This window comes from Paenibacillus dendrobii (assembly GCF_009807035.1).
GTDB lineage: Bacteria > Bacillota > Bacilli > Paenibacillales > Paenibacillaceae > Paenibacillus_AQ > Paenibacillus_AQ dendrobii.
Window position 1 is genome coordinate 627,233 of record NZ_WUBI01000004.1, and the last position, 22,510, is coordinate 649,742.

Below are 22,510 nucleotides of genomic sequence, written 5' to 3' on the forward strand. Positions count from 1 at the left end.
TTTTTTCTATTCTTGAAGCTGGCGCAGCACAATAATCTCTACGCGCCGGTTTTTTTGCCGTCCGGCTTCCGTTGCGTTATCAGCAGCCGGTCTTGTATCTGCATAGCCCGCGTACTGGAACTCTTCGGCATTCAAGTGCCTTTGATCCAGGAAATAACGGAGCACCGATAATGCGCGGGCGCCTGACAGTTCCCAATTATCCTTATACTTGGAAGCATATACAATTGGGAGGTTATCCGTGTGTCCCTCGATACTGATCGTGGTATGCAATTCCTTGAACAAGCTGGCAAGCTTGTCCAAGACCGGAACGGAACCTGTTTTCAGGTCGGCTTTGCCGACGTCGAACAGAAATTTATCGCTAAGCGTTATGGAAATGCCCTGCGGCTGATCGGCGACGAATATTTGATCCTCCAGTTTATTGTCTTTGACGTAGTTAGAGATAACCTTCATCAGGTTCTGCAGCTCCTGCTCCTGTTTGCGGAAAGCAAGTTCGCGATCGGAGAGCTGTTCCGCACCCTTATTTTGCTGCTGCGGCGTTTTTATGGCAGTATCCGGGTTTTTGTGATTGTACTTGTCTGCTGTACCGGTAATGCCGGAACCCTGATCGAGAATGGAGTCGCCGCTTTTGAACGTCAGCTGGAGCGATTGGGTAATCTCCTTGTACTTTTGGGTGTCCAGACGGCTCATGGCAAACATCATCACGAAGAAAATCAGCAAGAGCGTAATCAAATCCGCGTAGGTGATCAGCCACCGGTCACGGCTATTTTCTCCGGTGTCTCCCTTTTTGTGTCGGGGCCGGTTAGTCCGCTGTCTCATTGAATCCCTCCTTCACCGCAGGGACGGAGTAGCGTTCCACGGGCGTGAAGGATATCAGCTTTTTACGGACCAGATTCGGGTGCTCGCCGTTTTGGACGGCAAGAATGCCCTCCAGCAAAAGCTCCATATTTTGAATTTCATCGGCGCTGCGCGACTTAATCTTGGACGCAATGGGTAAAAAGATAATATTGGCGCTTGCAACGCCGTACAGAGTAGCCGTAAAAGCAACTGCGATGGAAGGACCGAGCTCCGTCGGTTCAGAGAGACTGCCTAGCACATGGATCAGTCCCATGACGGTACCGATGATTCCCATGGTCGGGGCATAGCCGCCGGCCGATTCGAATATTTTTGCGTAGCCCTCATGCTTCTGCTCCACGGCATCAATCTCCAGCTCCATGATCTGTTTCAGAAGCGAGTCATCCGTTCCGTCGACGACCATTTGGATGCCCTCGCGCAGGAAAGAGTTTGGATGGTCCTGCACCAGCCGTTCCAGTGATAATACGCCGTTGCGGCGGGCGGATGTCGCCATGTTCACCATGTCTTCAATCAGCTGCTCCGTATCGTCCTGCTGACGGGTGAAGGCAAAGCGCAGTGCCTTGGGGATGGTTTTGAGCCGTGCCAGCGGGAAGCTGACCACGACGGCGGCAATGGTGCCTCCGAAAACGATGAGCGCCGCCGCTCCTTGCATAAGTCCGTTAATTCGACCTCCTTCCCATAAAAAGCCTCCTACCAGCGCGGCAAGGCCGGCCAGTATGCCAATAATGGTTGTCATTTCCATGTTGTCGGTACCACTCCTATCCATGAGTTTGGGTTTGCATAGAGCAAACGATCAGAGTATAATAGACGGGAACAAGTATTCCTATTTCAACAAGGATTTCCTAATCATATTATCGGGAAATCTCGACATATAGTTTAGAATATCTATTTTAGATGATAAGGGTGATGTTGGGCAATGAGTGATATCGTCGTCAGTACCAATCCGTTCGAGCTTTTATCGGAATATACGCCTCAGGGCGACCAGCCCAAAGCGATTACGGAGCTGGTAGAAGGACTTGAGCAAGGGAAAGTTCACCAGACTTTGCTGGGGGCAACCGGCACAGGGAAGACTTTTACAATCGCGCAGACCATTGCCAAGGTAAACCGGCCGACACTCGTCATCGCCCATAACAAGACGTTGGCAGCCCAGCTGGCGAGCGAATTCAAGGAATTTTTCCCGAATAACTCGGTGGACTACTTTGTCAGCTACTATGATTATTATCAACCTGAAGCTTATATCCCTTCATCCGATACTTATATCGAGAAGGATTCGAGCATTAACGAGGAAATCGACAAGCTGCGTCACTCCGCGACAAGTTCACTGTTTGAGCGTCGTGATGTTATCATTGTGGCCAGCGTATCCTGTATATACGGTCTCGGTTCGCCGATGGAATATTCAAGCCTGCTGCTGTCTTTGCGGGTCGGCATGGAGAAGCCGCGCAATCAGATTTTATCGCGGCTCGTGGACATTCAATACCAGCGCAATGACATTAACTTCGTGCGGGGTACATTCCGCGTCCGCGGTGATGTCATTGAGATTTTTCCGGCATCTAAGGGCGAACAGGCTGTACGGGTAGAACTGTTCGGAGATGAAATTGAACGGATTACCGAAATCGATGTCCTTACCGGTGAGTTGATCGGTGAGCGCGATCATATCGCGATTTTTCCGGCTTCTCACTTCGTAACGAAGGAAGAGACCATGAGGGTCGCTCTTGTGAATATCGAAAGGGAACTGGAGGAGCGGCTGGAGTATCTGCGCTCCGAAGGGAAGCTGCTGGAGGCCCAGCGTCTGGAGCAGCGTACCCGTTATGATATTGAGATGATGAAAGAGGTCGGCTTCTGTTCCGGCATCGAGAACTATTCCGGTCCACTGACATTCCGTGAACGCGGAGCAACGCCGTATACGTTGATGGATTATTTCCCTGATGATATGCTCATCGTAGTGGATGAATCCCATGTGACGCTGCCCCAGATCCGCGCGATGTATAACGGGGACCAAGCTCGGAAGAATGTGCTGGTGGATCATGGCTTCCGCCTGCCGTCGGCTCTGGATAACCGACCGCTGAAATTCGAGGAATTCGAAGACAAGGTTAACCAGATCATTTACGTATCGGCAACGCCAGGCCCGTATGAAATGGAACACTGTGATACGATGGTCGAGCAGATCATACGCCCGACAGGGCTGCTTGATCCAGTGATCGAGGTCCGTCCGACCGAAGGACAGATCGATGATCTGATCGGTGAGATCCGTGAGCGGATTGACCGCGATGAACGGATTTTGGTCACGACGCTTACGAAGAAGATGGCAGAGGACTTGACGGATTACCTGAAGGAAATCGGCATCAAAGTCCGCTATCTGCACTCGGATATCAAGACACTGGAACGGATGGCTATTCTGCGGGATCTCCGGCTGGGCGTCTTCCATGTTCTGATCGGAATCAACCTGCTGCGGGAGGGCTTGGATTTACCGGAGGTATCCTTGGTTGCTATACTCGATGCGGATAAGGAAGGCTTCCTGCGTTCAGAGCGCTCACTCATTCAGACGATCGGACGGGCCGCGCGGAACTCCGAGGGCTATGTGCTCATGTATGGTGATAAGATTACCGATTCCATGGATAGCGCGATGAAGGAGACGGCCCGCCGCCGCGCTCTTCAGATCGCGTATAATGAGAAGCATGGCATTACGCCGCAAACGATCCGCAAGAAGGTGCGCGATGTTATCGAGGCCACGAAGGTTGCGGAATCGAAGGCGGAATATCTGACAGGCGCCGCCGGCAAACTGTCGAAGAAGGATCGCCAGTCCGTCATCCAGCGCTTGGAGGCGGAGATGAAGGACGCAGCGAAGAACCTGCAGTTCGAACGAGCCGCAGAGCTTCGTGACGCCTTGCTGGAATTGAAGGCGGAATAACGATAGATGAAATAGGAAAAAGGGAACGGCCCGGATATCTGGTCGTTCTCTTTGTGGATATATGAAAGAGATGTTCATAATAGTTACTTCAAACCTTAAGGAGATGAACGAGCATTGGCGAGTGAAAACATCGTTATCAAAGGTGCACGGGCTCATAATTTGAAAAATATCGATATTACCATTCCGCGGGACAAGTTTGTCGTGCTGACGGGTCTCAGCGGATCGGGAAAATCATCTCTGGCTTTTGATACCATATATGCCGAAGGCCAGCGTAGATACGTGGAGTCCTTATCTGCTTACGCGCGTCAGTTCCTGGGCCAAATGGAGAAACCGGATGTCGATTCGATCGATGGCTTGTCACCGGCGATTTCGATCGATCAGAAGACGACCAGCCGCAACCCGCGCTCGACGGTGGGAACCGTAACCGAAATTTATGATTATCTCCGGCTGCTGTTTGCACGGATCGGGCATCCTCATTGTCCGGAGCATGGTATTGAGATTACATCCCAGACGGTGGAACAGATGGTAGACCGAATTATGTCATACCCCGAGAAAACAAGATTACAACTGCTAGCTCCGCTGATTTCGGGGCGGAAGGGTGAACACAAGACATTATTTGCCGACGTTGCCAAACAGGGCTTCGTGCGGGTACGCGTGGACGGCGAGCTGCGTGAATTGTCCGAGAATATCGAGCTGGAGAAGAATAAGAAGCATACGATCGAAGTTGTTGTTGACCGGATCGTGATTAAGGAAGGCGTGGAGGCGCGTCTGGCCGATTCCATCGAAACGGCGCTTAAGCTTTCCGGCGGACAGTTGCTGGTCGATATGATGGGCCATGAAGAGCTGCGGTTCAGCTCGAACTTTGCTTGCCCGATCTGCGGATTCAGCATGGAAGAGCTATCTCCGCGAATGTTCTCGTTCAACAGCCCGTTCGGTGCCTGCCCGGAATGCGACGGACTTGGCGTGAAGATGATCGTCGATCCGGATCTGCTGATTCCCGATATGGAAAAGTCCATCGAAGAAGGAGCCTTCCTGGCATGGACGGGGAGTACTTCCAACTATTATCCGCAATTCTTGAGCTCGGTATGCGAGCATTACCATATTCCGCAGGATGTACCGGTCAGCCAGCTGAAGAAAGAGGATATGGACAAGCTGCTGTATGGGACAGGCAATCAGAAAGTCCGTTTCCGCTACGAAAATGATTTCGGCCAGCGGAAAGAGGCATTCGTTGTATTCGAAGGTGTGATTCCGAATCTGGAGCGCCGTTACCGGGAAACCGCTTCGGACGGCATTCGAGAGTTTATCGAGAACTTTATGAGCGCCAAGCCGTGTGAGGTATGTAAAGGGCATCGTCTAAAAAAGGAAGTGCTGGCGGTTACCGTCAACGACACTAACATTGCCGATGTGACCAGCTTGTCGATTGGCGAAGCCATGAAAAAGTTCGATTCTCTCGAACTCAGCGAGAAAGAACGTTCCATTGCGAATCTGATTCTGAAGGAGATCAACAGCAGATTAGGCTTCCTGGTCAATGTCGGCTTGGAATACCTGACACTGAGCCGCGCGGCGGGTACACTGTCTGGAGGCGAAGCCCAGCGGATTCGGCTCGCCACGCAGATTGGTTCCAGTCTGATGGGCGTCCTGTACATTCTGGATGAACCAAGTATCGGCTTGCATCAGCGCGATAATGACCGCCTAATCGCTACACTGGAGCATATGCGCAATTTGGGCAATACGCTGATTGTCGTGGAGCATGACGAAGACACCATGATGGCAGCGGATTATATTATTGATATCGGACCGGGTGCAGGCATTCATGGCGGCAGGGTAATTGCACAGGGCACGCCTAAGCAAATTATGGAGGATCCAAACTCCTTGACCGGTCAGTATTTAAGCGGACGCAAGTTTATTCCTGTCAACACCAAGCGGAGAAAGCCGGATGACCGCTGGCTCGAAATTCGTGGGGCCAAGGAGAACAACTTGAAGAACCTGAATGTCAAAATTCCCGTAGGCGTTTTTACGGCAGTTACTGGCGTTTCGGGCTCGGGTAAGTCGACGCTCGTCAATGAAATACTGTATAAAACATTGGCGAAGGAGCTGAACAAGGCCGTTAAAGTGAGACCGGGCGCGCATAAGGAGATCAGAGGTCTGGAGAACCTGGAAAAGGTAATCGATATCGACCAGTCTCCTATCGGTCGTACGCCGCGTTCGAATCCTGCAACGTACACGGGCGTGTTCGACGATATCCGCGACATTTACGCACAAACGAACGAAGCCAAAATTCGCGGCTACAAAAAGGGACGGTTCAGCTTCAACGTAAAAGGCGGGCGCTGTGAAGCCTGCCGAGGGGACGGCATCATCAAGATCGAGATGCATTTCCTTCCGGATGTTTACGTGCCTTGCGAAGTCTGCAAAGGCAAGCGTTATAACCGTGAAACGCTGGAAGTAAAATATAAAGGCAAGAATATTTCGGACGTGTTGGAAATGACGGTGGAGGATGCAACCGAATTCTTTGTAAACATACCGAAGATCCACCGCAAACTGCAGACGCTGCTTGACGTAGGTTTGGGATATGTTACGATGGGCCAGCCCGCCACGACGCTCTCCGGCGGGGAAGCGCAGCGTGTGAAGCTCGCTTCCGAGCTGTATCGCCGGAGCACCGGCAAGACGCTGTATATTCTGGATGAGCCGACGACGGGCCTCCACGTGGATGATATCGACCGCTTGCTAACCGTCCTGCATCGATTGGTAGATTCAGGTGAATCGGTGCTTGTCATTGAGCATAATCTGGATGTCATCAAGACAGCGGATTATTTGATCGATTTGGGACCTGAAGGTGGTAGCGGCGGCGGAACGATTATTGCGACGGGCACGCCGGAGCAGATTGTGAAAGTGGAGGAGTCGTATACAGGCAAGTACCTCAAGCCGGTACTGGAGCGGGATACGGCTCGTACCGAAGAAGCACTTAAGGTAGGCAGCTGATCAATGCAGAATAGATGTATAGCCCCTCGATAGAGGGGCTTTTCAATACGGAAGAAATGGTCGCTTTCGAACATATTTATGGAGAAGCGGGTTAATACTATATGAAAAGATACAAAAACCCTATCCAAATATAGGCAATTTTATGACAATTTCAATTTTTTCCGGGGGAAGTCTTGCATCTATCTCTGCGGAAGGATAACATGTAAAGAGATATGTAAAATTGAGCGAAGACATAGAGGAGGTCCAAACATGTTGATCGCAGAAGCTGCTGCATCGGCTGTATCTAAATTCAACACCTTTGATATCTTTATGGTTCTGTTTACGGTGCTTATTCTCATCGGAACAGTCCGTCTGATCACTCAACCTGTTAAGAACAAGTTTGCAATCGGATTCAGCATTGTGTGCCTGTTGGTTTTCCTTGCTTCTGATTTTGCAATGGTTCAGAACTGGATGAGCTAGTCCGGGAACCAAATGATACAATGAATGAAAGACACCTTACGCTTCGGCGTCGCAAGGGGTCTTTTTTTATTGGGGTTTACATGCATTTCATGCGCGAAAATCGTCATCCACTTGCTAGCGTTCGAAGAGGAATAAAACATATTAGGTTTGTAATCGTAACGTTCGTCGAATGATGTTTACGCAGGCTCGAAAAGATAGGGCTTCGGAGCAATTGTACAGTTCTAGAATGTGTGTTACAGTGGGCTAAGATTCAGGGTATAGCCCCTAATTATGTGTATAAATAGAAAAATAAGGATAGGTGAATGCATGAAGCCTATGGGGAAAAAGAGGGTCATATTACTGCTGTGCAGTCTGATGCTGCTGAGCGGAGCAGCGGAAGCCGGTGCGCAAAGTGCGAGCAAATCGCAAACGTCTGTCAAGACCAAATCAACTGCATCGGTCGCGGCGAAAAGCCAAAAGAGTGTGGTCAGTACCAAGGTGCAGATCCCCGCGGATCCGGTACCGCAAATCGTAAAGAATGTCTCACCGTCGGTGGTTGGCATCATCGGGCGTTCCACGGATCCCGCGGACAAAACGGCCGCAAATCGTAACAACTTGGCACATGGCACGGGAGTTATCATTAAATCGAATGGCTGGATCGTAACCAATGCCCATGTTGTGGACGGACTTCAGAGCACTGTCGTTGTCACGGCGGACGGTAAAACCTATAAAATTACGGATACATATGTGGATGAAATCAGTGATCTTGCTTTGATCAAAATCAATGCCTCTAATCTTCAAACGGCCGTGTTTGCGAAATCGGTGCAAAATGCCCAGGTAGGCGAGAAGGTTGTGGCGATCGGTACGCCGGTATCTTTTTCCTTCCGCAATTCGGCAACGGTTGGCGTGGTCAGCGGCCTGAACCGGGCCATCAATGCTTCATACCGGTTAATTCAAAGCGATACAGCGATTAATCCAGGTAATAGTGGAGGTCCGCTGGTGAATATGAAGGGTGAAGTGCTGGGTATCAACAGCATGAAATTCGCCGCGGTGGGCGTGGAAAACATGGGCTTTTCCATTCCTGCGGAAACGGTGCAGTACGTCATTAATCAGCTTTTTAAATACGGTGAGGTGAAGCGTCCAAGCCTAGGATTCAGCATGGAGGAGAGCTGGTCTGCCATTGTAGGGCTTCCTACGCAGGATCCATTGACCATTACCAAAATCGTCTCCGACGAAGCGAAGAAGGCAGGCATCCGCGAAAATGATGTTTTGTACAGCATAGACGGCAAACGGGTCACTTCCGTTGTGGATATCAACGAGATGTTCAAGTCTTACATGCCGGGACAAACCGTTAAGCTGCTGATGCAAAGTGACGGAGACATCGTAACGCGTAAACTTGTGCTTACACAGGGCAGCGGCGTGGATGTAAGTACGCTGGCGGACGATGACGGAGATGAATTTTAATGGGGAAGAAGGGAGATGAGCGGATGAAGAGAAATGCGTTTCTCAAAATGGGCTCTGCGCTTTTGGCATGCAGCGTCGTATTTTCTGCGGCCGTACCAGCCTGGGCGGATAGCGCGGCGGCGGACAAGCTGATATTTAAAGTGAAAACAGGCAGCACGGCAGCCTACATGAACGGAAAACAAGAAAAGATCGTAAAGCCATATATAGATCATGGAACCGTGATGGTTCCTCTAGGCTTGTTCAAGCGGACTTTCGGCAGCGAGGTGCGACTGGAAAATTCCAATGTTGTTAAAGTGACATACGGCGCGCATGCGATATCAATGACGATTGGCAGCCAACTGGCTTGGGTAGACGGTCGCAAGGTGAAGCTTGATGCGGCGCCGGCTATGGTATCAGGGACATTGATGGTTCCTCTGAGATTGGTTGCCGAAGGGATCGGGGCCAGCATAGCACCAGAAAGCACGGGTTCTCTGGTAGTTAGTCTTAGCCCTTCCGACGATGCCGTGGATGATGAGGATGTAGGTATTGACGCGGATCTTGGCAAAACCAAAATCGGCAACAGCTTCTATCAATGGACAATGAATTACCCGAGCGGTTTGATTCTCGGGGGCGGCGAGCAGGATGAAAGCATTGTATCGTTCAGCGATTCCGAGGATACCTATTATTTCGAAGTGCATGCGACGGATCAGGATGTGAAACTGGATGCAGACGAGCTTCTGAGCATGCTGGTGGAAGATGCCAAAGATGCCGGTGAGATCGTTGTTGACCGGGAGAGCTTTTCACAGGCCAAGGTGCCTTATGCCCGTATGATCGCCAAAGACGGGGATGGGACCTTCTGGGAAAGCCGGATGTACTACAATAATGACCGATTGTACGAAGTGTATTTTGCCGATCTGAAGGCCACGAATTATAAGGATCTCAAGAAATACGCCGGACTTTTGAATTCATTCAATACCAGCTATAATGCATCTGATAAGACGGTCAAGGATCTATCTACAGTCAAAAAGGGCATGCGCCGCGAATATAATGATGATTACGGCATTTCGTTGGATGTGCCTGCGGGCTGGAGCATTGATAATACCAATATGTATTACGAGGGCAAAGAAGGCAGCTATCTGAGCCTGAATGTATCTTCCGCTCCGAAAGGATCCAGCATAGAGCAATGGAGCCAAGAACTGCAATCTTGGTTGAAGGATTCCTTCGTGACGGATTCGTATCAAATCGTCTCCACGTCTCCTATTGAGATATCCGGGGAGCAGGGACTCGTCAATGAGGTCAGATACAACTACGGAGATGGGTGGATGACGGAATATGAGGTGATGGTGCTGCATAACGGCTACCGTTATTATGCCGAGTACTCCGTGCCCGAGAAACAGAAGGATGACTTGAACAAGTTCAAGGATTTGATGAAATCCATTGATATTGATTTCGATGTGGTGTCCGATACCTTCGGAAATATGGAAGAAGACGCGTTCCTGATCAACCGATCCAAGACGACAACCAAGACATCCAAGGCTTATCAGTATCAAATCAGCGTTCCGCAGTACTGGACAGCCAATCAGGACAAATTCGAAAGGTCACCTGTAGAGTATCAGTTCGTAGGCGGACGCTTCCGGATTACGGCCGAAAAATCGACTTCTTTGGAAGCAACGGTCAGCCAATTGAAGTCATACTACACGGAGGCGGCAAAATATCAAAAGGATCTCAAGGTGGAGAAGACGGAAAACATTACGTTTGCCGGCGAGCCTGCGGTCTCGATTACGCTGCATCAGGTGAAAGACGGCATTCCATACAGCGCGCGCCAAATTTTGCTGCAGAAAAACGATATCGTCTATACGATCAGCACATCTTTGAATGATGCGAATGCGACGGCCTCACAAAAGGATGCACTGGAGCAAGCGCTCAAGTCATTTACCTTGACAGAAGCCAAGTAGGGTTCGCAGCCATAGCTGTCATCTGGCGAATCATCAACAATCATTTTCGCAATGATCCAATGTTATAGATTCTTTTGAAAAAAAGCAGCTCGGTTTATGAGCTGCTTTTTATTTGATATCAGTACGATAAAGTTTGTGGAGATTGTAAAGCACTGCCGTGAGAAAAGCTCCCGATAAATTGACTGGCTAAAGGAAGACTTGGCATCGAAGAGATATTGTTCATTCGTTAGATTGCTCTAGAGTGAAGTGGTTTTTGGAAATTAATTTTATTAAGTTAAAGTTTCATCAAATTAATAGACGCCCTTTGTCCGTTCGCGTTGGTCTGTGTTGACAGGTACGCCGTCCAGTTAAGTGAAAGTAGAACTGGAACTGGACTGGTGTATTAAAAAGGGATATGGAAATTAATCAGCTGCTTGAACCTCAGTACGCCGAGATGTCATGCCTGACAATACAAAGGTAGCGATGATCGCAATCATTACGCCGAGTGCGCCGAACCAGGTTATAGAGGCCAGTGACACATGACCAACGATTAATCCGCCGATCCCGGCTCCGACGGCCATGGACAGCTGCATGGTGGATTGATTCAGGCTTAGCATGACACCCGAGGATTCAGGGGCGAGCGAAACCAGGTTAAACTGTTGCGTCGGACCGGATGACCAAGCGGCGAAAGACCACAGAATCAGAATGGCAAATACGGCAGCAACCGAATGCCCGGCGAAGGAAAGCAGAATTAGTGAAATGATATGAATCAGCATTCCGGAAGCAAGCGTAAACGTTATTCCCCGTTTGTCTGCGCTGTAGCCCCCGGCCTTGGAACCAATCAGGCTGGCAATACCGAAAACAAGCAGTGCTGCACTAAGCAATGAATCATTTAAATGAGTTACCTCAAGCAAAAAAGGCGAGATGTACGTATAGGCGAGAGAGTAACCCCCGAGCCAGAAAAATGTAATCCCTAACGCAACCGCAACCTGGGGTCTCTTTAACAATGCGAATTGCTTGATCAGAGGTATCGGTTTATCGCCCTTCATGCGAGGAATGGAGACAGCAATGACGACCATAGCCACAATACCGACCAGCGCTATGGCCAGGAAAACCGTCTTCCAGCCAAAAGCCGTGGACACCATTCTGCCTAGAGGGACGCCAATAATAAGTGATGCCGTAAAGCCCATCGTCACGGTTGCAATCGAACCGGCTTGTTTGCCGGGGGGCGCAATTTTAGCGGCAATGCTTAACGCAGTAACGACCACCATGCCCGCTCCTAGAGCCATGATGATCCGGGCTGCGATAAAGAGAGCAAAGCCGGGCAAGGCGAATGACAGCAGATTGGCTGCAATGAAGAGCCCAAGGGAATAAAGCAGCAGCTTACGCCGGTCCATTTTGGCAGTTAACGCCATTAGGAACGGAGTTCCAATCGCATAGGCTAGGGAAAAGACCGTAATAAGCTGGCCTGCTGCCGCAACGCTCGTGCCCAGCGTTTCTGCAATCCGGTCCAAAATCCCGGAAATAACATATTCGGATGTTCCCACCAAGAAGCTGATCAGTGCAAGAACATATACTTTCCACGTGCTTTCCATGTTTTCACTCTCCTAGTATGATTTCAAATACTATATTTTTAAAAATATCGAAATATAAATCGAAAAATTTAATCCAACAGGTAAGGTGCGTATCTAACAGCGATTCACTTGCGATGCTCTCGTAATATATTTTGAACAACTATATTTCTAAGAATATCGAAATAACGGTCAAAAAAATTCACTCCAGCAGGTATGGGGCGTATTTAGCAGCGATTTCCTTGTCCAAACTGTAGTATATGAAGGTTCCCTCTTTGCGGGAGGTCAGTAGTCCGGATTCTGCCATTTGCTTCAGATGATGAGACAACGTGGAGATGGCTACGGTCTGCAATTTGTCTTCCAAGACGGAGCAGCATTGATCGCTTTCTTGTTTCAAGAGCAGAGCGATCTTCAGACGGGTGGGTTCTCCGAGCGCTTTGTAGATTTTGACGGCTTGCTGTTGATCTTTATGTTCTTTCATGCGATCCCAACCTCCTGAAGAATGATTATATTTCGATATTTGTAGAAATAATGTATCATATGGATTTGGTTTCGTAAACCCTCAATTCACAATCATGGAAAAAATATTAACTTTAATATTGCCCGCATGGACGAGTAGAAATGTATATAGGACAACGAATCCATGAACTGGAGTAAGGCATGTGATGCATCCGACAAGATTGTTCCTGTCGGATGTGAAGTTGTCAGGCCTTTCCTGTAGTTCAATTTATAATAGGTAGAAGGATCGTCTGATGTCTGGTAAACTAGATAAGTTAAATCAGAGGACGCTAGAGCCACCGTTTAATAATAGATTTAAGTACAGCCGGCCGTGGCCGGTTCGGGAGGATATAGATGAACACAATATCATTACGTAGGGAAGATGTGGAGCTGCTCGCGCCGGCTGGTGACTGGGATTGCATGAGGGCAGCGGTAGCCAATGGAGCGGATGCGATCTTTTTCGGTGTGGAAAAGTTTAACGCCCGTGCACGTGCCAATAACTTTTTGATGGCTGAGCTTCCGGAGATTATGGCCTTCTTGCACAGTTATGGCGTGAAGGGCTTTTTGACGTTTAATATTTTGGTGTTTGAGAACGAATTGGAAGACGCGAAGGAACTGATCGATGCATGCGTTGACGCAGGTGTTGATGCAGTTATCGTTCAGGATTTAGGTCTGGTGAAGCTGATCCGCGAAATTTCGCCGGATTTTCCGATTCACGGCTCCACGCAAATGACGATTACTTCGCCGGAAGCGGTGGAGTTTACGAAGCCTTGGGGGATGGAACGCGTCGTTCTTGGCCGCGAAAACAACCTCAAGCAGATTCAGAAAATCGGCGAGCAGGCCAAACTGCCCATGGAAGTCTTCGTACATGGCGCGCTGTGCGTGTCCTACTCAGGTCAGTGTCTGACCTCCGAAATGTGGGGCGGACGCTCGGCGAACCGCGGCGAATGTGCGCAAGCTTGCCGCCTGCCGTATGACCTAATGGTGGATGGCGTGCAAAAGCCGATGGGAGATGTCACATATTTGCTATCTCCAAAGGATTTGGCTGCGATTGATCTGATGCCGGAACTGATTGAAGCGGGCGTAACATCATTCAAAATTGAAGGCCGTCTGAAGAGCCCGGAATATGTTGCCAATGTGGTGAGTAAATACCGCAAAGCCATTGACCGTTACTTTGAGGGAGACCAAACTAAGCCTAGCGAGGAAGAAATGCGCGAGCTGCAGCAGAGCTTTTCGCGCGGCTTCACGCACGGCTTCCTGGAGGGTACGAATAATAAAAAGCTGGTGGACGGGACGTTCCCGAAAAGCCGCGGCGTCTATGTCGGCCGAGTGGAACAAATTCTGCGTGACGGCGTAGTCTGCCGAATCGAAGCTCCACTGAAACGGGGCGACGGCATCGTATTTGATGCCGGCGATCCGACGAAGAAGGAAGAAGGCGGACGTATCTACGATCTTCGCCGTAAAGGCGTGAAGCTCGAAGGCGAAGCCGGAGAAGGATGGATCGTCGATATCGTTCCTGGCCGTAATGACGTGGATCTGCAAAAGGTCCATGTCGGCGACCGCATCTGGAAGACCAATGACCCTGCGCTGGACAAGCGCTTGCGTCAGACCTTTGAGACGGAGAAGCCCTACCGGGTCTTCCCGGTGCATGTGAAGGCGTTCGGCCATGCTGGCGGCCTGCTGACCACAGTCTGGACCGATGTGCAGAAAGGCACGACGGTTCAGGTGGATTCGGAGCTGGAACTGGAAGTCGCCAAGAAACGGCCGATGGATTATGCTCTGCTGGAAGAGCAGTTCGGCCGTTTGGGCGGCACCGTGTTCCAGCTGGAGCAGCTTGACGTCGACCTGCAGGGCGACGTCATCGTGCCGATGCGCGAGCTGAACAGCATCCGCCGCCGTGCGGTGGAGCTGCTCGAAGGCGAGCGTCCGAAGCCGCCCGTATACGTGAAACGGGCGGCCACGGTGTACGGTGATGCGGCGCATAGCGCAGCGCCGGTTGCACGCGGTGAGGCGAAGCTCACCGCGCTGTGCCGCAGCCTCCCACAGGTGGAGGCTGCGCTCGAAGCTGGCGTAGAATTCATATACGCCGACTTCGAGTTCATCAAGCAGTTCAAGGAAGCGGTAGAAACCGTTCGTGCCGCCGGCAAGCGGATCGCGCTGGTAACCCCGCGCATCCATATGCCGATCGAGAACGGCATCCACAAGAACATCCTGCGCCTCCAGCCGGACGCCGTACTGGTGCGCAACACCGGCGCGCTGTACTTCTACCTGCGCGAACGGATGCTGAACCCGGATGCCAAGCATCCAGAGCTGATCGGCGATTTCTCGCTCAACATCGCCAACCATAAAGCGGTGGATCTGTTCCTCGAAGCCGGATGTGACACCGTCACGCCGTCTTATGACCTGAACATCCAACAGATGGTTGACCTGCTCGGCCGCTCGGATACCTCGCGGATGGAAGTCGTCATTCATCAGCATCTGCCGATGTTCCATACCGAGCATTGCGTATACTGTACCTTCCTGAGCGAAGGCACGGATTACACCAACTGCGGCCGTCCATGCGAAGAGCATCGAGTCTCGCTGCAGGACCGCATCGGCATGTCCCACCCGGTACGGGTGGATGAAGGCTGCCGGAACACGGTCTACAATGCTATTGAGCAGTCCGGCGCCGAATATCTGGCCAACTTCATGGAGCTGGGCGTAGCCAACTATCGCGTCGAGTTCCTCGAGGAAACACCGGATCAAGTCCATGAGGTCATTGACCTCTACAACCGCGCTTTGCGCGGCGAGATCAGCGGCACGCAGGTATGGAAGACGCTGAAAGCAACCAACCAGCTTGGGGTTACCCGGGGGCAGTTGGTGAAATAGGACGTTTGGGATCGATAAAGAGCTCCTGCCTTTTCGCGATGTATGCGAATAGCAGGGGCTCTATTTTATACATAAATGCAGAATGAAAGAGTTCATGTTCAGAAGAATGACTGAAATATCAATCTGCTGATTGAGAAGATGGACAGGAGAAAATTGATTTACTCTTTCAGAAAGATTTCTATAGAAATAATATTGGATGCCCTGCTCATCTGGGCTGCCCCATTATCCTCGTCACTACGCGCAGCGACAAGGGAGTGTATCTTTTCTTTAATCTGATACATGGTTATTTTTTTGTATGAAAAATCAGTTGATGATAGATTTTGATTAGAAGTTTTTTAATAAGACGACTTCCATTCATGCGAACCTAAGCTATGTCCGATATAATAGGGTAAATAGATTACAGAGGTACATAATTTTCTTTACCAAGGAGCATTGTCATGAAAATTCGCAAGGCCATTATTCCGGCAGCAGGACTCGGTACTCGTTTTCTTCCGGCCACGAAAGCCATGCCGAAGGAAATGCTGCCCATTGTCGATAAACCCACCATTCAATATATTATTGAGGAAGCTGTTGCTTCCGGCATTGAAGATATTATCATCGTCACAGGCAAGGGGAAGCGGGCAATTGAAGATCATTTTGACTATTCCTTTGAGCTCGAACATAACCTGACGGAAAAAGGGAAGTGGGAGCTGCTTAACGAAGTTCGCAAATCCTCCGAGATGGCAGATATTCATTATATTCGGCAAAAAGAACCGAAGGGTCTGGGGCACGCGATCTGGTGCGCACGCAAATTCATCGGGGAAGAGCCGTTTGCCGTTCTGCTAGGGGATGACATTGTAGAGGCAAAGGTGCCCTGTCTTAAGCAGATGATGGAGGTGTATGAGCAATATCATTCGTCCATTGTAGGCGTGCAGCCTGTTCCCATAGAAGAGACCTCGCGTTACGGCATTGTAGATGCGCAGCAGATCAGTGACCGAGTATACCAAGCAGCGCGGCTTGTTGAGAAACCAGCTCCTTCTGAAGCACCATCTAACCTAGCGATCATGGGACGCTATATTCTAACTCCGCATATCTTCACGCTTTTGGAAGAGCAATCCGTTGGTGTGAACGGGGAAATCCAGTTGACCGATGCCCTGTCCAGACTTAGTGAGATGGAATCGATTTTCGCGTATCATTTTGAGGGCATACGTCATGATGTTGGCGAGAAGATGGGGTTTATTAGAACCTCCATTCATTATGCGCTTCAGCATGAGGACCTGAAGGAAGAATTGTTGAAGTATATGAGAGAAGTGATTGAGATGGAGCGGAAGTACTCTTTATAGTGGACCAAGGAGGGGCAAGGAAGAGCATCATTCAGTATATTCTTAAAGGAAGTTATTCCGTATTCGGTGAGGTTATCTTTCGGGTGCGGTTTGTGCGCTAAGTAGAAAAAGCAGACCACGATTAATCGTGATCTGCTTTTTTATGATGTTCCTCTATTTAGAAGTTAATCTGAACCAGTTTCGCAATTTGTTCCTTTTCAGTAGGATCTGCCTTAATCAGTTGATCAAGGATGGCTTGGTCGTTAGAACCCTGCTTTTGCAGCGCGGCTACGTACCAGTGCGCAATCTCCCGATTCGTAGGATCACTTAGATCCTGCTGCAATCCCAATTTAAGCGTGGCGGTTGCCTTATCCAACTGGTTCGTCATGTAGTACATTTTACCAGCGTTCAGAATCATGGCAGGTGAGTTGGCAAACGGACGGCCAGCCAACTGCTCTTTAGGAAGAGTCGCCAAATGCTTGAGACCGGCTTGGACTTTCTCGAAAGCGTTGATTCCTTCTTTGAAATACTTATCCTTCGCTGCAGTATCCCCTTTACCGAGTGCAGTGTATCCAAGCTCGAAGCCTTGAGCTATCATCTTCTCGTACCAATCAATATCCCAGTTAAACTTAGAGGCGTTGGAGACTAAGAGATCATAAGCTTTGCCCTGTTCGTTCTTTAACTGGTAGTTAGTCATGAGACGATTAATCATACTTTTGTTATATGGTTCTTTTTTGAGTGCGTCCGTTAAGAGCGAATAGGAAGCATTATAAAAATCATCATTCTGAGTTTGTTTATATACCGACTGATACAGTGATGACAACAGCACCACGGAATCAGGATGATTGTGGCGAATCTTTAAGTCCTTATCAAGCGGCGCCTTGATTTCCTCATAGGAGGTGCTTATCTGAGATATCTTTCTAGCCTCTAGACCCGCATTACTAGCTTGGACGAAACGAACAGAGGTGATAAGCACAACAACGCCGCAGATACCAATCACCAAACTGTAAATCCAACCGGCTCCTTCTGTCTTCCAGGAAAACTTCCGTAGCGGTTGACTTTCCATAGCTGCAGCCATACCACCCAAACCGATGAAGACTAATATTCCTATAAATACATAACTCATATTGAAATCCAAAATACTATGCAGCAGAAGGGACAGCGCCAGAATGAGATACAGGAAATGCGAATTCTTTCCGTCTTCATCCGTCTTGATGTATCCTCGAATGTATTTATAGAAAATAAACAAGATAAACGCCATAAAGATGACAAATCCAACAATACCAACTTCAAGCAAATATTGAACAAAGAAATTATGTGCCTGACGGCTCGTATAAGGATTGTTTTGATATTTTTCATATAAAGCAGCCCAAGCACCGCCGCCTGCACCAAGAACGGGATAATCTCCGACAACCTTCATGCCGTCCTTATAAAAAGTTATCCGTTCCAGTACGCTATGTTGATTGAAATTGATGTTCTCAAGACGAGTACTCATATTCTGCGGCAAAACATTGCGTACGTTGGTACCGATAAGCAGGAAAGCGACAACACCAACGACGATAACCGATCCGATTGGAATCCAGAGATTGGCCAGCTTCTTTGCAGAAGCCTTTGTAAGTCCCTGCTCCAGTTTTGGAGCGATAAATGCTTGGATAATCCATCCGATCACTGCGACAACAACCGAAACGATGAGCAGGAATGCCCAGCCTTTCGCAGCTTTACCAGCTTCGAAGTTCTGATTCAGTTGCAACCCGAGATCCGTAACTTCTTTTGAAATGGCGAGTGAAGCCACGCCTGCAATTGCGCAATACACAACCCATAGAATTTGTTTGGCTGGTTTAAGGAAGAGAAGCAAAAGCACGAATACGACAGGAAGCATCACGAGTCCACCACGGGAAAGCGTGAGTAATAAGGACAGAATGATCGGTACAAGCATGAAGGCATGAATGGCCTTGCCGTACCATTTTTTAGAACGTGTTAAACAAAATACGGCTGCGAACAAGAATGCCATCAAGAATGCGGCGTATGTATTTGCATACTGGAAAACAGAGGTCAGACGAAGTCCGTTAGAGTCAGTCATGACAGCATCCGTATATTTTCCATTCAGTACAGCGTTCGAAAACCATGCAACAAGCGTTCCAGCGAGTTTTCCATGCCCAAACCAGTTCAGGTAACCAAAACCGACAATAAGATAGGCTACAGTCATAATGGTCGTCTGAATGATAGAGTTGGCTCTACGGTCCTGCAGCAAGTAAATGCTGATAATAAACATGATGGCGTACAGACATTCAATCAACACCATATTCATCGCCAAATAATGAGAAGCTGCTCCAAAATACGACAATAAATATGTAATCGGCAGCAAAAGTACAGCTACCGGGAGCCAGTCTCGTTGTTCGGCTAATTTGAAGCTTTTGTAATAGTTAGCAATCCACAAGAAAAGTAATATACTGGATAGGGCTATGGCCCAAAATAACGGCTTCTCAAACTCTAGCATCTGACCGTTAAACAATGCGACCTGGAAGGGAGTCCACACCAAAAAAGCGATAAAGGCAATAACTAACAACCAAATCAGTACAGGCTTCTTTTCGACGTTACTCGACCTTTTAGCCTGCTTACCGTATACTGGATTAGACAAAGTTTCCATTCTCCTTTTTGTGAGATACGACAATATTTTACCATAAAGTAAGTTAACAATTCATTTACTTTATATTTTTCCACCTAGACTGATAGAAAATATAAAAGAGATTTATCGAATGATTTATAAAAGAAAATTTAGAATGGTTGAAATATTCCCTGACAAGGAATGCGGATACTTTTATAAAAGGGAGCTGTTAGTATATGTCATTTTACAATTCACTGAAAACAAAAATAGAAAAAAAAGAAGCGAAGGTAGTCGTTATAGGTATGGGGTATGTGGGATTGCCTCTGGCGTTAGAGCTTGGAAAGGCTCAATACAAAGTCTATGGATATGATGTTAATGAAGAAAAAATAAAAATGTTACATAATGGACAATCATATATTCAGGATGTAGATACTAGAGAACTAACAAATTGTTTGAATGAAGGTTATTTTTTTCCTACTTCCGATGATAACGTGTTAAGTGAGGCCGATATTATTACCATTTGTGTGCCAACCCCATTAACGAGAAATCAAGAACCTGACATATCATACATCGAGTCAGCAGTGGGGAAAATCAGGTCGAATTTTAGTCCTGGTAAATTAATCGTTTTAGAAAGCACAACTTATCCCGGTACAACCGAGGAAGTAATTATGAAACAATTAAATAACTTGGGTTACATAGTTGGAGAAGATTATTTCTTGTGCTTTTCACCAGAAAGGGTAGATCCGGGAAATAAAAAGTATAATACTCAGAATACCCCGAAGGTAATCGGGGGGGTAACTGAACAATGTAACCAGTTAGGCATCGCTTTATATGGAAATGTGATTGACAAGATTGTGTCTGTATCAAGTCCGCGAGTTGCTGAGATGTCAAAACTTTTGGAAAATACATTTAGAAGTATCAACATATCTTTTGTTAATGAAATGGCCATACTTTGTGATAAACTTGACATCGATATATGGGAAGTTATTAGCGCTGCGGAATCAAAGCCATTTGGATATATGCCGTTTTATCCGGGGCCGGGAATAGGTGGTCATTGTATTCCATTAGATCCTATGTATCTTTCATGGAAGGCCAAAGAGCAGAACTTTTATAGTCGCTTTATTGAGTTAGCACAGGATATAAATAAAAATATGCCGAATTACGTTATACAGAGACTGATTCTAGCTTTGAATAAGATGGGAAAGGCCTTGAGCAATAGCAGTATACTATTACTTGGTATGTCATATAAGCCTGATATCGATGACTTAAGAGAATCACCAAGCTTAGAACTGTATGAGTTATTAATAAATTATGGCGCGAGAGTTTTTTACAACGATCCTTTTGCATCAAATTTTAAACAATATAATGGGGAAGTCGCTACGTCTATTGAATTAAATTATCAAGGCATGTCTGAATATGACTGTATTGTATTATTAACCAACCACTCTCAATATGATTATAATGAAATTTATAAATTTTCAAAATTGATCTTTGATACGAGAAATGGGTTCAAAAATATTAATGATGCTTCCAAAATTGTGAAGCTGGGTGGCGGCAATTAGAATTTAGAGGGTGAAGATTTGTTAATTAATTTAAAGGCTATCTATAAATATAAAAATATGGTTTTTTATTTTACACGCTCTGAGATCCGAAACCGATATAAGGGTTCAATTTTAGGGGTGCTGTGGGCATTACTTAATCCTTTGTTTTTGTTGATTCTATATTCGTTTGTCTTTTCCTTCGTAATGAAAGTACAAATAACACACTATCTCTTATTTTTATTTGCTGGTCTCGTTCCATGGTTATGTTTTAAAAGTTCAATTTTATCATCTTCGGGAAGTATTGTTGGAAATGGTGGTTTGATAAAAAAGATTTACTTTCCTAGAGAGATTCTCATTATCACGAGCATTCTTGGGAATTTTGTGAATATGTTTATTGGATTATTATTGATAGTTCCATTACTGTTTATTTACAAGATGGGCATAAACATTAACTACTTATTTTTACCGCTTATTATACTGATTCAATTTTTGTTTAGTCTTTCCATTGGACTTGTCATTTCAGCACTTACTGTTTTTGTAAGAGATTTAAGACAGATATTAGATATAATAATGATGGGGCTTTTTTATACTACCCCTATTGTGTATCGTTCTGAAATGATCCCAGAGAAAATTAAACTTCTTTTTAGAGTTAACCCAATAGCTATTATAATTAAGTCCTATCAAGACATAATTTATCACGGGGTGGTACCGGACATATTAAGTCTCACTTTGTTAGGGATAGTTTCGATTATATTATTGTTCATCGCTTTTAAAATATTCAATCGCTTGAATAGATGGTTTGCAGAACACATCTAAGCAGATGGAGTAGTCTATTATGAAATCTATTGTTATTAACAACTTATCCAAAAAGTTCACTTTAAGTAATAGGCCTAAATCACTCAAAGATTGGCTGTTACTGCATGATAATAAGATTAAAAGGGAGTATTGGGCACTAAATAATATTAATGTAAGTATAAATCCTGGAGAATCAATTGGAGTTATTGGAACAAATGGGTCTGGGAAAAGTACTCTTTTAAAGATAATTAGTAAGATATTGTATCCTACGTCTGGGGAGATTGAGATAAACGGTACTATTTCAAGTCTACTTGAACTGGGAGCAGGTTTTAAGCCGGATTATACTGGAAGAGAAAATGTCTACCTAAATGGTTCTATTTTAGGTCTATCAAAGAAAGAAATTGACGATAAATTTGAATCAATATTAGAGTTCTCTGAAATAGGGGACTTTATTGATCAACCTGTAAGAACATATTCATCTGGAATGTATATGAGATTAGCCTATTCCGTAGCAGTTAGTTCGATTCCAGACATATTACTTATTGATGAGATTTTATCGGTGGGTGACTCGAAATTTAAAAAGAAATGCATAAATAAAATTATGGAATTAAAGCAACAGGGCACTACAATACTACTAGTTTCTCATTCAGATTCAATGGTAAATAAAATATGTGATCGATTGATTTGGCTTGATAAGGGAAATTTGGTTATGGATGGAAGTTCAAATGAAGTGATGCCTTGTTATAAAGAAAAGTTGAATTCATAGTGGAGGTCATT

Annotated in this window: 15 protein-coding genes; 10 read left to right on the top strand and 5 right to left on the bottom strand. The window is 46.9% G+C overall.

Annotated elements, in window-relative coordinates; genetic code table 11:
- Nucleotides 1-6: 6 nt before the first annotated feature.
- Both GRF59_RS24020 and GRF59_RS24025 read right to left on the bottom strand, forming a co-directional pair.
- On the bottom strand, nucleotides 7-816 hold the full coding sequence (locus GRF59_RS24020) for an OmpA/MotB family protein (RefSeq protein ID WP_160500231.1): 810 nt from the start codon (nucleotides 814-816) through the stop codon (nucleotides 7-9).
- Entirely contained in the window at nucleotides 800-1,594 is a 795-nt protein-coding gene (locus tag GRF59_RS24025) for a flagellar motor protein (protein WP_160500232.1), read from the bottom strand. The genes GRF59_RS24020 and GRF59_RS24025 overlap by 17 nt, the downstream gene beginning before the upstream one ends.
- A gap of 174 nt (nucleotides 1,595-1,768) precedes the next feature.
- Between GRF59_RS24025 and uvrB the strand changes: the two genes are divergently transcribed.
- The 5 genes from uvrB to GRF59_RS24050 all read left to right on the top strand — a co-directional run bounded on the left by uvrB (nucleotide 1,769) and on the right by GRF59_RS24050 (nucleotide 10,575).
- Complete coding sequence (uvrB, locus tag GRF59_RS24030) at nucleotides 1,769-3,760, top strand: excinuclease ABC subunit UvrB (protein WP_160500233.1); 1,992 nt, start codon at nucleotides 1,769-1,771, stop codon at nucleotides 3,758-3,760.
- Between the two features lie 114 nt (nucleotides 3,761-3,874).
- The gene (uvrA, locus tag GRF59_RS24035) at nucleotides 3,875-6,739 is read left to right on the top strand and encodes an excinuclease ABC subunit UvrA (RefSeq protein ID WP_160500234.1); all 2,865 of its coding nucleotides are present in this window, start codon (nucleotides 3,875-3,877) and stop codon (nucleotides 6,737-6,739) included.
- A gap of 249 nt (nucleotides 6,740-6,988) precedes the next feature.
- Entirely contained in the window at nucleotides 6,989-7,198 is a 210-nt protein-coding gene (locus tag GRF59_RS24040; protein ID WP_202128831.1) for a hypothetical protein, read from the top strand.
- Nucleotides 7,199-7,504: 306 nt separating this feature from the next.
- The gene (locus GRF59_RS24045; RefSeq protein WP_160500235.1) at nucleotides 7,505-8,641 is read left to right on the top strand and encodes a S1C family serine protease; all 1,137 of its coding nucleotides are present in this window, start codon (nucleotides 7,505-7,507) and stop codon (nucleotides 8,639-8,641) included.
- Between the two features lie 23 nt (nucleotides 8,642-8,664).
- A complete protein-coding gene (locus tag GRF59_RS24050; protein WP_160500309.1) occupies nucleotides 8,665-10,575 on the top strand; it encodes a stalk domain-containing protein in 1,911 nt (636 codons plus the stop codon).
- A gap of 401 nt (nucleotides 10,576-10,976) precedes the next feature.
- On the opposite strand, the gene GRF59_RS24055 is transcribed toward GRF59_RS24050, so the two are convergent.
- Both GRF59_RS24055 and GRF59_RS24060 read right to left on the bottom strand, forming a co-directional pair.
- Entirely contained in the window at nucleotides 10,977-12,149 is a 1,173-nt protein-coding gene (locus GRF59_RS24055; RefSeq protein WP_160500236.1) for an MFS transporter, read from the bottom strand.
- Between the two features lie 178 nt (nucleotides 12,150-12,327).
- On the bottom strand, nucleotides 12,328-12,606 hold the full coding sequence (locus GRF59_RS24060) for an ArsR/SmtB family transcription factor (protein ID WP_160500237.1): 279 nt from the start codon (nucleotides 12,604-12,606) through the stop codon (nucleotides 12,328-12,330).
- Nucleotides 12,607-12,977: 371 nt separating this feature from the next.
- On the opposite strand from GRF59_RS24060, the gene GRF59_RS24065 reads away from it, so the two are divergent.
- A complete protein-coding gene (locus GRF59_RS24065; RefSeq protein ID WP_160500238.1) occupies nucleotides 12,978-15,491 on the top strand; it encodes a U32 family peptidase in 2,514 nt (837 codons plus the stop codon).
- A gap of 437 nt (nucleotides 15,492-15,928) precedes the next feature.
- A complete protein-coding gene (gene galU, locus GRF59_RS24070) occupies nucleotides 15,929-16,813 on the top strand; it encodes a UTP--glucose-1-phosphate uridylyltransferase GalU (RefSeq protein ID WP_160500239.1) in 885 nt (294 codons plus the stop codon).
- A 157-nt stretch (nucleotides 16,814-16,970) separates the two neighbouring features.
- On the opposite strand, the gene GRF59_RS24075 is transcribed toward galU, so the two are convergent.
- Complete coding sequence (locus GRF59_RS24075) at nucleotides 16,971-19,430, bottom strand: O-antigen ligase family protein (RefSeq protein WP_160500240.1); 2,460 nt, start codon at nucleotides 19,428-19,430, stop codon at nucleotides 16,971-16,973.
- A gap of 203 nt (nucleotides 19,431-19,633) precedes the next feature.
- Between GRF59_RS24075 and GRF59_RS24080 the strand changes: the two genes are divergently transcribed.
- The 3 genes from GRF59_RS24080 to GRF59_RS24090 are packed head-to-tail and all read left to right on the top strand — an operon-like array spanning nucleotide 19,634 to nucleotide 22,499.
- Nucleotides 19,634-20,959: a nucleotide sugar dehydrogenase gene (locus tag GRF59_RS24080; RefSeq protein ID WP_160500241.1), complete on the top strand. Its 1,326-nt coding sequence runs from the start codon at nucleotides 19,634-19,636 to the stop codon at nucleotides 20,957-20,959.
- Nucleotides 20,960-21,016: 57 nt separating this feature from the next.
- On the top strand, nucleotides 21,017-21,754 hold the full coding sequence (locus tag GRF59_RS30330; protein WP_423802982.1) for an ABC transporter permease: 738 nt from the start codon (nucleotides 21,017-21,019) through the stop codon (nucleotides 21,752-21,754).
- Between the two features lie 19 nt (nucleotides 21,755-21,773).
- Entirely contained in the window at nucleotides 21,774-22,499 is a 726-nt protein-coding gene (locus tag GRF59_RS24090; RefSeq protein ID WP_202128832.1) for an ABC transporter ATP-binding protein, read from the top strand.
- The last annotated feature ends 11 nt before the right edge of the window (nucleotides 22,500-22,510 follow it).

Excerpts from the sequence above, each read along its gene's own strand:
- GRF59_RS24020 (WP_160500231.1), bottom strand. The coding sequence starts at position 816 with ATGAGACAGCGGACTAACCGGCCCCGACACAAAAAGGGAGACACCGGA.
- GRF59_RS24025 (WP_160500232.1), bottom strand. The coding sequence starts at position 1,594 with ATGGAAATGACAACCATTATTGGCATACTGGCCGGCCTTGCCGCGCTG.
- uvrB (WP_160500233.1), top strand. The coding sequence starts at position 1,769 with ATGAGTGATATCGTCGTCAGTACCAATCCGTTCGAGCTTTTATCGGAA.
- GRF59_RS24040 (WP_202128831.1), top strand. The coding sequence starts at position 6,989 with ATGTTGATCGCAGAAGCTGCTGCATCGGCTGTATCTAAATTCAACACC.
- GRF59_RS24045 (WP_160500235.1), top strand. The coding sequence starts at position 7,505 with ATGAAGCCTATGGGGAAAAAGAGGGTCATATTACTGCTGTGCAGTCTG.
- GRF59_RS24050 (WP_160500309.1), top strand. The coding sequence starts at position 8,665 with ATGAAGAGAAATGCGTTTCTCAAAATGGGCTCTGCGCTTTTGGCATGC.
- GRF59_RS24055 (WP_160500236.1), bottom strand. The coding sequence starts at position 12,149 with ATGGAAAGCACGTGGAAAGTATATGTTCTTGCACTGATCAGCTTCTTG.
- GRF59_RS24060 (WP_160500237.1), bottom strand. The coding sequence starts at position 12,606 with ATGAAAGAACATAAAGATCAACAGCAAGCCGTCAAAATCTACAAAGCG.
- GRF59_RS24065 (WP_160500238.1), top strand. The coding sequence starts at position 12,978 with ATGAACACAATATCATTACGTAGGGAAGATGTGGAGCTGCTCGCGCCG.
- galU (WP_160500239.1), top strand. The coding sequence starts at position 15,929 with ATGAAAATTCGCAAGGCCATTATTCCGGCAGCAGGACTCGGTACTCGT.
- GRF59_RS24080 (WP_160500241.1), top strand. The coding sequence starts at position 19,634 with ATGTCATTTTACAATTCACTGAAAACAAAAATAGAAAAAAAAGAAGCG.
- GRF59_RS30330 (WP_423802982.1), top strand. The coding sequence starts at position 21,017 with ATGGTTTTTTATTTTACACGCTCTGAGATCCGAAACCGATATAAGGGT.
- GRF59_RS24090 (WP_202128832.1), top strand. The coding sequence starts at position 21,774 with ATGAAATCTATTGTTATTAACAACTTATCCAAAAAGTTCACTTTAAGT.